Here is a 13,128-nt window from a genome sequence, read left to right as displayed (position 1 = left end):
ATTAGGGCTAACGCTTCGTGCGTTAAGAATCGGAAACTACTCATTTCGTATTTGGTTCCACCCGCTTATTCGTTGACTTGTCTAACCGAAGCGCCCCTACTCAGTTTGTCCGCACACCGCCGCGTGGAACAAAAGCGAAGCCGTGTTGTTATGGTTCAGCGGGAACCTATATTTAAGGGACGGGTCATCATGACAGACGAGCGGCCGAAACCATTGAAGGCCACGCATCGGTCGCCGTCCAGACTTTTTCCTATCGTTGCGATAGGGGCGTCTGCGGGCGGGTTGGACGCCTGTACAAAGCTGGTAGATGCCTTAGCAAAAGGACTGGATCGCACTGCCGGTAGCATGGCTTTCATTCTTGTTCAGCATCTTGATCCAAATCATGCAAGCATGATGGCCGACTTGCTGGCCGGACATACGACAATGGTAGTGGCGCAGGCGCAAAACGATTCGATCATTCAGCCCGGCCATCTTTATATCATTCCTCCAGGTAATTACCTCTCCGTAACCGCTGGACGTCTCCATCTTTCCAAACCCACCGCACCTCATGGTGCCCGCTTGCCCTTTGATTTTCTGTTACAATCACTTGCGATGGATTGTCCTTCCCGCACAACGGGGGTGATCCTGTCGGGAACCGGTGCGGATGGAACCATCGGGCTTACTCTGCTTCACAGCGCGGGCGGCTTCACCATGGCGCAAAGCCCTGATGAAGCTGAATATCAGGGTATGCCAATGGCTGCGATCGCTGCGGGAGCTATTGACCTTATCCTTCCGGTTACAGAAATTGCAGCCGTTCTAATGGATTCAACGCGGCGATCATTGAACATCCATTTAGCGCCAAATACAGATTCGACCCTTTTCACCGAGATTATTGAATTGCTGCGTGCCTCGGCCAATCATGATTTCACGCTCTACAAAATGGGAACCTTGCAGCGACGAATTGAACGGCGGATGGGCCTCGCCTTGATCGACAATCTGTCGACATATCTCGAGAGATTGAAGACCGATGCTACGGAACTCGATCTGCTCGCAAAGGATTTGCTCATCAATGTTACCAGCTTTTTTCGCGATATGGCGGTATTTGATATGCTCGCAAAATCTATCGTACCTGACATGGTTCGCGATCATCCGGCCGACCGTCCACTACGAATCTGGATAGCCGGGTGCAGTTCAGGAGAGGAGGCCTATTCGCTTGCGATGCTGTTCCGCGAAGCGATCATTTCCAGCAAGCGCGACATCAAGCTGCAGGTATTTGCTTCGGACGTGGACGGCGACGCTATATCGGCTGCGCGGGTTGGTATTTATCCAGAAACCATTGCGCCGCAGATCAGTGCCGAACGGCTTGCGCGTTTCTTTGTCAAGGAAGACCAAGGCTATCGCGTGTCTCCCGAGCTTCGCGCGGCAGTCGTGTTCACGGTGCAGGACGTACTTGCCGATCCACCATTCTCTCGGCTTGACATGGTTTCATGCCGCAATCTGCTGATCTATCTCGGACCAGAGGCACAGGCCAAAGTGATTGCGCTGTTCCACTTCGCATTACGTGAAGGAGGAATTTTGTTGCTCGGCAATGCCGAAACAATTGGTAGCAACGAAAGTCGCTTCAAAGTCATTTCAAAAGTCGAGCGGCTTTATCGCCATGTCGGTCGCAGTAAGCCCGGCGAAATCGGGTTTCAGATTGGTCAAGCCGAAGCGGCGCGCAGTTCGAATCGAAATAGCCAAGGCCAAATCACACATCAAAACAAGCTTGCCGATCTCGTTCAACGCCTGGTCGCCGAAGCGCATTGCCCCGCTGCCGTGCTGATAAATCGCAAAAATGAGGCACTTTTTTCTTCTGGTCCTACGGAGCGTTATCTCCGCGTTGCGCCGGGGCATCCTAGCCACGACATCCTTTCCATGGCTCCCCAGTCACTCCGAACAAAGCTAAGGTCTGCAATTCAGCAGGCCATTCAGACCAATGCGCTTGTGATTGTAACCGGCCGACGCAGTGAACAGGGCAGCCCGCTGGCCGATTTCGACATCCACGTTACACCGGTCAATAGCGAAGGCGAACCGTTGCTCCTTGTGTGCTTCGTAGATGTACCGGTCACAAAAGCATGGAAAAGCCGCGCCGCGTCGCCGACCAATGCCGCCCGTGTCGTCGAACTGGAGCATGAATTGGAAACCACCCGGACAGAATTGCAGGGTGCGATCCATAATCTTGAAATATCAGGTGAAGAGCAGCGCGCGGTTAATGAAGAAGCCCTGTCGGTTAATGAAGAGTTTCAATCAACCAATGAGGAACTGTTGACGTCGAAAGAGGAATTGCAGTCATTGAATGAAGAATTGACAGCCCTTAACAGTCAACTTCAAGAAACGCTTGATCGGCAGCGAATTACGTCAAATGACTTGCAAAATGTGCTTTATAGTACCGATGTGGCCACGCTATTTCTTGATACCAATCTCAACATTCGTTTCTTTACACCTGCGACAACTGCGCTTTTCAATCTTATACCAGGTGACGTGGGCAGGCCGCTGACAGATTTGAAGTCACTATCGGCGGATCAGGCTCTTTCAGAAGATGCCCACCATGTTCTTGCGAGTCTGGATGCTATTGACCGGGAAATCGAAACTACCCCTGGCCTTTGGTTTGTTCGGCGTATTTTGCCTTATCTTGCCGATGACGGGAAGGTCGAAGGTGTCGTCATTACATTTACCGACGTGAGCGAGCGCAAACAGATCAAACTTGCACTCGAAGATGCCAAGCAGCAGGCCGATCGGGCCAATGAGGCAAAATCACGTTTTCTTGCAGCTGCCAGTCACGATTTGCGTCAACCCCTTCAGACGCTGGCGCTGTTGCAGGGCCTACTCGCCAAAATTGTCGAGGGACCTAAAGCGCAGCAACTGGTTAAACGGGTCGATGATACATTGGGCGCCATGTCTGGTATGCTCAACACATTGCTCGATATCAACCAGATCGAAGCCGGCACTGTACGCGCAGAAATTTCGACATTTCCAGTCGGCGATCTGCTCGAACGGCTCCGAAGCGAATTTGTTTATCATGCAGATGCCAAGCAACTGTCGCTGCGCCTTGTACCTTGCGGGCTATCGATAGCAAGTGATCCACGCCTGCTCGAACAGATCTTGAGAAATCTTATTGCCAATGCCATCAAATACACATCGAAGGGGAAGGTTTTGATTGGCTGCCGCCGACATAGCGATCATCTTCGCATCGAGATTTGGGACAGCGGCGTTGGCATCGATGCGTTTGATCTAGGCGCCATTTTTGAAGAATATCATCAGGTCGACAATGCCGCGCGCGAACGTAGCCAAGGTCTGGGACTGGGGCTTTCAATCGTCAAGCGTCTTGGTAATCTGCTGGGGTATAGGGTTCATGTCCGATCAATTCCAGCCAAAGGATCGGTGTTTGCGGTAGACGTAAAGACATTGCCGCGCCAATCCGGTAAACAGGATTCCGTACCCAAGGACATCACATTAAAGACGCAGGGTGGTGGACAAATCCTGATTATCGAGGATGATCCCGAGTTAAGAGAATTGCTCAAAATAATGCTCGACGACGAAGGTCATAACGTCGTTTTGGCCTATGATGGTGCGGCGGCTTTAAAACTTGCGACAGACGCCCAGTTTAAACCTGGCCTCATCTTGTCGGACTATAACCTGCCGGGCGGGATGAACGGCGTCGAGGTTACTGCCAGATTGCGGCAGAAGATCGGGCATATGGTTCCAGTAATCATCTTGACCGGCGATATATCAACCGCGGCCCTACGTAATATAGCGGACCATGATTGCGAACAGCTCAACAAACCTGTGAAACCGAATATACTGATCCAGGCGATTAGACGGATGCTGGCCGCTACGCCTAACAAATTTAATGAAAATGCCGTCGTCTATATTGTCGACGATGATACATTAATCCGCACTTCCATGCGCGAAATGCTTGAAGCAGAAGGGCATGAAGTGAAAGATTTCGCCAATTGCGAAGAGTTTCTCTCGACTTACCAGCCATTGCAAGAGGGATGCTTGCTGATCGACGCATATCTTCCCGGCATGACCGGACTAGAGCTTTTGCAGCGCCTGAAGGAAAGCGGTGATCATCTTCCGGCCATCATGATCACAGGAAACAGCGACGTACCAATTGCCGTCGAGGCGATGAAGGCGGGTGCCGTGGACTTCATCGAGAAGCCGATCGGCACCGCAGAACTGCTCGCAAGCATAACCCGAGCGCTGGAGCTTGCACAAAATGTGAGCAAGCGTTCTGACCAGCAGATTGCTGCGGCGAAACTGGTTGCAGGTCTTACCAAACGCCAACATCAAGTCATGGATCTGGTGCTCGCCGGGCAGCCGAGCAAGATCATCGCCGCCGACCTGGGCATTAGTCAACGCACCGTGGAAAATCATCGTGCCGCGATCATGACAAAAACCGGCACAACGTCACTACCCGCGCTGGCCCGCTTAGCTCTTGCCGCCAAGGCTAAGTAGATTCCGAGTCTGGCAGATTGCAATATCGGTATTAAAATGCGTCGATCCAAGGTCCGAATAAGGAGGACATCGATGAACATCAAATCCGCGAACACCGAAATCAACCGGTTGAGATCTGCCTTTCCCGGCGCAATTGTGTCTTCGGGACGTCCCGTCAACGAAGCGCCACAGGACGTTGCCAGTAAATTCGGGGCACTTAAGCGACAGGAAGATGCGCCCGTTTCCATAACGGTCATCCTAGCGGTGCAATGAAAGACCCGGTTTGCGGGATGACGGTCGATCCGGTGAAGTCACCCTATAACGTAGATCATGCGGGCCGGACGATCCATTTCTGCAGTGCAGGTTGCAAGGCAAAATTTATCGCCGACCCGTTGAGCTATCCGAAAGATATGACTCGCCCGCTCCTTGCGACGACATCCGAAATGTGGACATGTCCGATGCATCCCGAAATCCGGCAGGCCGGTCCGGGATCTTGCCCAATTTGCGGAATGGCGCTGGAGCCTGAAGCACCATCGCTCATCGATGCGCCTAACCCAGAGCTGATCGACTTTACCCGGCGGCTTTGGGTTGCAGCCGTGCTGAGCATTCCGTTACTGCTGCTCTCAATGGGGGCCGACATGTTCGGGTTGCACATTGTTAGCGCCACCGCATCACCCTGGATCCAGCTCGTTCTTTCCGCGCCCATCGTGTTGTGGGCGGGCCAGCCCTTTTTCGTGCGGGGTTGGACATCGCTTGTCACGGGCCGCCTCAACATGTTCACGCTGATTTCCATCGGGGTTGGCGCGGCCTTTACCATCAGCATTGTCGCGACCGTCGCTCCGCAACTGTTCCCTCCGTCCTTTGGCGGTCATGCCGGAATGATACCCGTCTATTATGAAGCGGCGGGCGTTGTTGTGACGCTGGTGCTGCTTGGTCAAGTCCTGGAACTGCGCGCCCGCGCTGCCACGGGACGTGCGATCCGTGCATTGATGGATCTGGCTCCCAAGACCGCGCATAGGATTGCAGCCGATGGCACCGAAAGCGAGGTCACACTTGACCTGGTTGTGACCGGAGACCGGCTCCGCGTCCGCCCCGGAGAGGCCTTTGCGGTCGACGGCGTTGTCATCGAAGGGCGCTCAACCGTTGATGAATCGATGTTGACCGGCGAACCAGCCGCGGTCGCCAAAGACATAGGAGCCATTGTGACCGGCGCGACGATCAACGGAACCGGCAGCCTGATTATCGAAGCGCGCGCCGTGGGCGATAGCACCATGCTCGCGCATATTGTCCGCATGGTAGCCGATGCCCAACGCAGTCGAGCGCCGATCCAAGCGGTTGCAGACAGGATTTCGAGCTGGTTTGTACCCGCAGTTATCGGCATTGCGGTTTTGACATTTCTCGCATGGAGTCTCTTCGGCCCCGAGCCTCGCTTTAGTCACGCCTTGCTTAATGCAATCGCGGTGCTGATCATCGCCTGCCCTTGCGCGCTTGGCCTTGCGACGCCGATGTCGATCATGGTCGCGGCAGGACGTGGAGCACAGGCGGGTGTGCTTATTAAGAATGCAGAGGCTCTGCAAGCCTTTGAGACAGTAGACACACTCGTTATCGACAAGACCGGAACGCTGACCGAGGGCAAGCCCAAGCTGATCGCGGTTGAACCACACGCAACCTTCGCCGCCGATGACCTGCTCTCCCGTGTTGCCGCAGTTGAAGCGCAGTCAGAACATCCGTTGGCGCAAACTATTGTCGCAGGTGCCGCAGAGCGCGGCCTTTCGCTCGGCTCGGTCACGGATTTCAAGTCACACACCGGTATGGGGGTTTCCGCCAAGGTTGGGAAACAGATGGTCGTGATTGGCAATGAAGCGCAATTGCGCCGCATACAAGTTGATCCCACACCGTTATCCAGCGCTGCAAAAAAGTATCGCAGCAATGGCGCTGGCGTCATGTTCGTCGCAATCGGAAGCAAGCTGGCCGGTTTGATCGCGGTTGCCGATCCGGTTCGAAGTGGCGCAAGCGAAGCTATTGCCGAACTTCGGGCGCAAGGCCTGCGCGTCGTCATGTTGACCGGCGATAATGAGTTGACGGCAAACGCTGTAGCAACAGCGGTTGGTGGATTGGACGACATATGTGCAAACCTGTTGCCGGAAGGTAAGGCGCGGATTATCGGTGAACTGAAAGCTCATGGTGCCAGGGTTGCAATGGCAGGTGACGGCATCAACGACGCGCTGGCGCTTGCTGTTGCTGATGTCGGGGTCGCAATGGGCACCGGGACTGACGTTGCCATCGAAAGTGCCGGCATAACGCTCACCAAAGGCGATCTCGGTGCCATCGTCCGCGCGCGTCGACTATCAACGGCCACGATGCGTAACATTCGCCAAAACCTCTTCTTCTCGTTCCTTTTCAACGGCATTGGTATTCCGATCGCGGCAGGCGCGCTCTATCCGGTCGCCGGCATATTGATGTCACCCATGATTGCCGGCGCCGCGATGGCCCTGTCCTCGTTGACCGTGGTGCTGAACGCCTTGCGACTCAACCGCGTCAAACTGTGACCGAGGAACAATTCATACTCCCCGCAGTTTAGTTGGAAAGAGGCTCGCATCAGCCAGTTTCAGGAGTATGACATCATGCGTAAACATCTTCTCTTTGCCGGTATCGCCGTTGTAACGATGATACCATCAATCGCGTCTGCACAGCAAAGCTGCGAGCGACAGCGCTCTGCACGTGTTGGCGCGACCGTTGGCGGTGCCGTCGTCGGCGGTGTGGCAGGTAATGTCATCGCCGGACGCGGCGATAAAACCCTTGGCACTGTGATCGGTGCCGTCGTCGGCGCGGTGGTAGGCAACCAGGTCACCAGGCCCGACGCCGACTGCTCGCGCGCTTTTGGCTATTATGACCAGAATAACCGTTGGCATTCAACCGGTATAGATCGTTCGCAAGCCACCGGATATTTTGACCGCGATGGCGACTGGGTGAGCGGTGCACCCAATGGCTATTACAATTCCAGCAACCGCTGGGTTCAAAATCCCGGTTCGCAGGATGAAAATGGGTATTACGGCACCGATGGTCATTGGGTTCCGGCTTCTGCCGACGGCTATTATGACCGCGACGATCGTTGGATAGCCGGGTCGACGGCTGGCTATTATGACGATCGCGGTCGTTGGAACATCGGCAACACGACGGGTCATTATAATGACGACGGGCGCTGGATGCCCGGCATGGCCAATGGTCATACAGACGCAAATGGAAATTGGATCAGCGACCAAAAAAGCGGTCATTATGGCAGCGACGGGCGCTGGAATGCAGGCAGCGCGGCTGGCTATTATGACACGCGCGGTCGCTGGGTCTCGACCGGACCCAACCAGGGCCCACCTTCCCAGTCAGGACGACGCAGCGATGCCTACGGATATTATGACAATCAGGGCCGTTGGCATGTCGGCACCTCTGACCGCAACATGGCGAGAGGTTATTATGATCGCAACGACCAGTGGGTAGAAGGTACGCCCAACGGATATTATGACAATCAAGGCCGATGGATAGCAGCAAGGGGAGAGGCCGCCGCTGCGGGATATTATGACCAGCAGGGACATTGGATTCCGGCGTCGGCCGAAGGCTATTACAACCGTGATGGCCAGTGGATCGCCGGCACCACAAGTGGTCATTATGACAGCCGCGGTCGCTGGATTGCCGGGCTGACGACAGGGCACTACGATGTCCGGGGCAAATGGATTGCCGGTGATCCGGGCGGTTATCGCAATAGCGCTGGCATTTGGATGTCCGGCGACCAACCCGGCTATTATGATTCCCGCGGCCATTGGCAGGCAGGCACCGTTTCGGGTTATTATGACGGCCAGGGACGCTGGATCACAAGACCTTCAATGGGCAATGAACCGGGCACCGGTATGCCGCACGAAATCCGCGCGCGTGAAGCCTGGATCGAAAACTACATCCGTACCTCTAATCGCGAAGGCACCTTGAACCGTGTGGAAACCAACCGGGCGTTGCGTGATCTGAACAATATCCGGCGCAGCGAACGCATGATGCGCCGTGACCGCGACGGCCAGCTGTCGATCCGTAACGAAGCGGCGATAAATGTCAGGCTTGACCGATTAAGCGGCCAACTGCGTGTCACAACCTTTGAAGATGACCGGCGCTATTGAACCAGGCCATCGGATGCTGCACTTTTATGACCCCCCTGTCCGGTGCAGCATCCGGTGTATCTCAAAATCCGAAGCAATGGACGTAATCCGTCCGACGATGGCGCGTAGAGTATCTGCCAAATTCCATTTGGCCCCAGACCAAAGTTCGCGTGATTTGAAATCTGACCGTTAGCGCGGCAAGCGACGCCAACCATCCCGCCGAACTACATTAGTATCTTCGCATTGCTGGGTGTTCGCCCGATCATCATGCGCTTGGTTTCGACGTCACGCGCCACTGGCGCATTCCGAACGGACCAAAAAATTGGTCTATGGTCCGTCCGGTGCCATCACAATAGTTGAACATGAAACTCCGCTTTTGGGAGATCTTAAGGGCGGTTTGACTGTTAATATTTCAGCGGTTCAGGTCCCATTGTCCCGCCTCACTGAAAGCAGGCGCATCCGCTGACAATTCTGCGGTGCCCTTTGCAGATCGCCATTCGCAAAAGCCGTCGTGGGTCCGCAAAAACAGCCCATGCGAATAACAAGCGATTTCAAACAGCGGCAACCCTAAACTCACCTGTCGCCCGGTCGCGCTGCGTCTTGATGCCTCGGCTGAACCATTAGTGCGGTAAGTGAGGTCAAATCGCCACCGTTCTCGAGGCAATTATCGCGCGATTCAAACTGCAACAATTGAGAAGGTTGCGCCACGTCATGGACCCCGACACAAGGACCCCCTAACGGGCCAAAGCACGCGCGACCTCAACGACTATCAGCGGATGGTGCTGTCCGAAATACATGGGCGGCACCTCCAAAGTTGGTTTAACAAACTGCTTTACCGCATGGATCGCGCCCAGCACGCTGTATTCGGTGGTGAAGACAATGCCATCGGGAATTTCAACGAACTGTCCGAGGAACGCGAAGTTCTGTGAGCCCGCAGGTACGACCGCCGGTCTGTCGCCCTCGGCTCTGCCCAGAAACTGGCTGGTGCTGTAGGGAAGCAAGCAGGGGATGCAGGTCGAGGTGTCGAGCAGTTCGGCCTTTTCCCCCTCGTCATGGTCGAATTGCAAATGACCCAACAGTTCTTCCAGGATTTCGCGGCCCGTGCATTCGGCCATGGTCTTCTTCACGAATGTGCCGATCTGATCGCTGCCCAGCGCCGTCACCCAGATAACGCATGTGTCGCGCGGTTGCTCCGGGAACAAGGGCTGACGGTAGGTGTGGAGGTGCAGTATCCACGGGGAGGCGGTGAGAGGTAGCGGGCTCTGTCGACCCATCTGGCGCTCCACCAACCATTCGAACTTGCGCTGGAACAACCCGCCGCGAAAGGTGACGGTAAAGGTTATCATGGTGGACTTCGGGACATCGCGCAGGAACTGATCGGGGCGGCCGAAGCCATGTTGCTTGGCAGCGATATTCTTCCACAACGTCCACGCGCCGCCCACTTTGTCGCCGTCGACCGCGGGTCTGTCAACCGGGCGGTCATGGGTGCCGAACGATGCGTTGCTGACGATGGAGCCGATGGTCAGGAAGACGAGGTCGGTGTCACTCACCGCGATCGAGGGCTTGGGCGCGCCACTTGCCGTTTCGAGGTAGAGGCGCTTGATCCACCTTTTTTCAGTTCCAGAATCGGTCCCGAAATCGGCGTCCGATATCCTTATGTTATAGTGGATATTCACACCCTTCTTCTTCATGAAGCGTAAGGCGGGCAGGATGAACGAGTGAAAGTTGGTGTAGCGGGTGCGCTCTAGGGCGACCATCGTGTCCATGTTCGGCATCTCGTGAAAGAAAAGGTGCATATAGCGCTTCATTTCCACCGCTGAATGCCACGGCTGGAACGCAAACATGGCGCGCCACATGTACCAGAAGTTGCTGGTAAAAAACGTCTCGCCAAAGATGTCGGTGATCTTCGCGCCATCAGCGATCAGGGATTCAGGCGTGGCCATGAGTTTGGCCATATTCAGCTTTTGCGCCGTGTCCAAACCGAGCTGATATCCGCTGTCCTTCTCGCCATTTTCGTGCATCAGGCGAACGACTGTGTGAACCCTGCATTCTTCACGATTCTTCTGATGGTCTTGCAAGCACGATGCATCATCGGTGTACGGAATGATGGACCACAATTCTTTGGTACACGGGTACGCCTTGTCTTCGAACTCACGACTGCCTTGCATGAAGTAGGCCGGCTGGCCGTTCACCATGACCTCTGAGGCATCACAGCTCCCGCCCAAAAGGTGATTGTCGCCCATTTGCTCGAAGATGTGGATATTGGATGGATTGAAATCTGCTTTCTGGATCAGATACATTGCAGCAGCAATCGAGCCAAGACCAAGCCCATTGAGATATATGTTGACGGAAGAATCCTCTGTGTTGTTCATTTTGGCCTGCCTTTCCAATTTTGCTCAACTCGGCAATCGTCACAATCGTGGCAATTAGCTCAGTCACCCCCGACAAGTTTGAACTCGTGCAGCAGTGCGCCGATCTCGGTTCTGTCGAGCTTTTTTATCAGCAGGTTGCGTAAGAATGCTGGCCCTGGAATGTCGATCTCCTTACCGTCACGCAGGCGGCCGACGGCGGACAGAAGCGTTCGGATGTCATAAGTTGAATTGAACACTTCCGGTACGCCCCGCTCAACGCAGAGCAATGTGTAAACGGCCTCCATGGATGTTCGCACTGAATATTCAGTGGTAAAGATGCAGTCGCGCTCCCCGGATTCAGCGAACTGGCCGATAAAGGCGAAGTTGACAGCGCCCTCTGGCACCACATCCGGGCGATCGCCGGCTTGGCGAGGCATGAAGAACGCAGTGACATATGGCATCATTACCGGCACAGTGTTTGCGCCGGTTGCCGCAAGCTCTGGGATGTCCGTGGCCGGTACGCCCATGTGATAAAGCCATTCCTGCGTGATTTCCTCGCCAGTGCAGTCCTGCATGGCCTTCTTCACGAAATCACCAGGTTTCTCGACGAACAGCCCATAGAACCAAACCACGATCTGATTCTTTGGCTGCTGTTTGAAGTGCGGTTGCCGATTGACCGTCCAGCTGAGCAACCAGGGGGAGTCCGTCGCAGTCACAATACCGCCTGTCACCACATTGCCGCTGAACGGATCGCGCTTGGCGATCTTTTGAATATACTTCGGGATGCGTTCATCGAGCGTCGTGATTGTCGCCGACTCCCATTTGGTCTCGGGAATATGCGCGCCGAAAACATCCGGACGGCCGAACGCAGGGTCCTTTTCGGCGATACGTCGCCACAGATCCCATGCTGGCGCGGGGCCCTCATTCAGCTTCGCCGGTATATGGTGATCGCCATTGTCGGAATTCTCGGTCAGCGAGCCGATGGTCACGAACACCAAGTCATCGGGGCCGAGATTGACACCTCCTTGAACATCGCTTTTACGCCAGTCGATCCGGGTGGCTTGCTTGCGTCCAGGTGCGATATCGAAACGGACATCGGTGACCTCGGTGCCATATTGGAAGACCACGCCATGGTCTTGTAGCCAATTAATGAGCGGCTGTACTAGCGATTCATACTGGTTGTACTTAGTGAATTTGAGTGTTGAGAAGTCCGGAAGACCTGAGATCTGGTGAATGAAGCGGTGCAGGTAGAGCTTCATCTCTAGTGCAGAGTGCCACTCCTCGAAGGCAAACATTGTGCGCCAGTACAGCCAAAAATTGCTGTTCAGGAACTCCTCCCCGAATACCTCATTTATGCGTTTGTTCTCCATCTCCTCACGGGTGGCTAGAAAGAGCTGGATGATTTCCTTTTGCGCTCCTTCACTGAGAGTGAACAAACCATCGGTATGGGCGTCCTCCCCGCAATTCACAGTTGCACGCTGTAATGAAAAGTTCGGATCATCCTTGTTGAGCCAATAAAACTCGTCGAGCACACTCGCCCCGTCTATTTCGAGTGACGGTATCGAGCGGTACAGGTCCCACAGACATTCGAAGTTGCTTTCCATCTCGCGTCCGCCGCGGATCACGAAGCCTTCTCCGGGTTCATGGATGCCGTCCAGTGCCCCGCCGGGTAATTGTTGCTGCTCCAAGATAGTAATGTGATCGCCGGACATTTGGCCATCGCGGATAAGGAAGGCAGCGCCCGCTAACGCCGCAATTCCCGAGCCGACAAACCATGCAGTTTTGGTCTCTACGCCTTTGGGTTTGCGCGGGCGGGCGAAAGCTTCGTAATTTCCACTGCTATAGTACATGGGTTCTCCCTTTCAACGAGAGGTGCCGAGAAAGTGTGCTGCTGGCTTCGCGGTCGTGCACCGCACGACTTGCAGCCATGTGCTTCTCATTTGGTATCATATGGTTTTGCGTGGGGGCATGACTGCCAGCCACCGCTGCGCTTCGCCGCCGAAACGAGAAACGCGCCCCGCCGTGTGGCCATGATCTGGTCGTTCGGCGAAATCTCAATGCCGTCCTTCACCTTTGTCGGATCATGCATCATCCGTGAGCCGCCAATTTCATCGAGCGTGATTGGTCGGCTTAACTCAAGTCTTCCGACCTTTGGCCATAGCGGCGATACGGTAACGCTGGTCTTT

7 protein-coding genes are annotated in these 13,128 nt (G+C 54.9%); 4 read left to right on the top strand and 3 right to left on the bottom strand.

The window, feature by feature from the left end:
• Positions 1–189: 189 nt before the first annotated feature.
• From EUU23_RS00035 to EUU23_RS14075, 4 genes are all read left to right on the top strand, one after another.
• Positions 190–4,476 carry a CheR family methyltransferase gene (locus EUU23_RS00035; RefSeq protein ID WP_160352114.1) on the top strand — a complete coding sequence of 1,429 codons (4,287 nt, stop codon included), beginning with the start codon at positions 190–192 and terminating at the stop codon, positions 4,474–4,476.
• Between the two features lie 72 nt (positions 4,477–4,548).
• A complete protein-coding gene (locus EUU23_RS00030; protein WP_160352113.1) occupies positions 4,549–4,728 on the top strand; it encodes a hypothetical protein in 180 nt (59 codons plus the stop codon).
• On the top strand, positions 4,725–7,004 hold the full coding sequence (locus EUU23_RS00025; protein ID WP_160352112.1) for a heavy metal translocating P-type ATPase: 2,280 nt from the start codon (positions 4,725–4,727) through the stop codon (positions 7,002–7,004). Before EUU23_RS00030 ends, EUU23_RS00025 begins: the two co-directional genes overlap by 4 nt.
• A 75-nt stretch (positions 7,005–7,079) precedes the next feature.
• Positions 7,080–8,612: a glycine zipper 2TM domain-containing protein gene (locus EUU23_RS14075; RefSeq protein ID WP_246155963.1), complete on the top strand. Its 1,533-nt coding sequence runs from the start codon at positions 7,080–7,082 to the stop codon at positions 8,610–8,612.
• Positions 8,613–9,325: 713 nt separating this feature from the next.
• Here the strand turns inward: EUU23_RS14075 and EUU23_RS00015 are convergent.
• From EUU23_RS00015 to EUU23_RS00005, 3 genes are all read right to left on the bottom strand, one after another.
• A complete protein-coding gene (locus EUU23_RS00015) occupies positions 9,326–10,963 on the bottom strand; it encodes an oleate hydratase (protein WP_160352111.1) in 1,638 nt (545 codons plus the stop codon).
• 59 nt (positions 10,964–11,022) lie between these two features.
• Positions 11,023–12,792, bottom strand: coding sequence for an oleate hydratase (locus tag EUU23_RS00010; RefSeq protein ID WP_160352110.1), 1,770 nt, complete (start codon positions 12,790–12,792; stop codon positions 11,023–11,025).
• Positions 12,793–12,878: 86 nt separating this feature from the next.
• Positions 12,879–13,128, bottom strand: a 250-nt coding sequence (locus EUU23_RS00005; RefSeq protein ID WP_160352109.1) for a hypothetical protein, incomplete at its 5' end; no start/stop codon positions are given.

This window comes from Sphingorhabdus profundilacus (genome assembly GCF_009769755.1).
Classification (GTDB): domain Bacteria; phylum Pseudomonadota; class Alphaproteobacteria; order Sphingomonadales; family Sphingomonadaceae; genus Sphingorhabdus_B; species Sphingorhabdus_B profundilacus.
The sequence above is the reverse complement of the archived record's forward strand: the minus strand, read 5'-3'. Positions and strand labels throughout refer to the sequence as shown.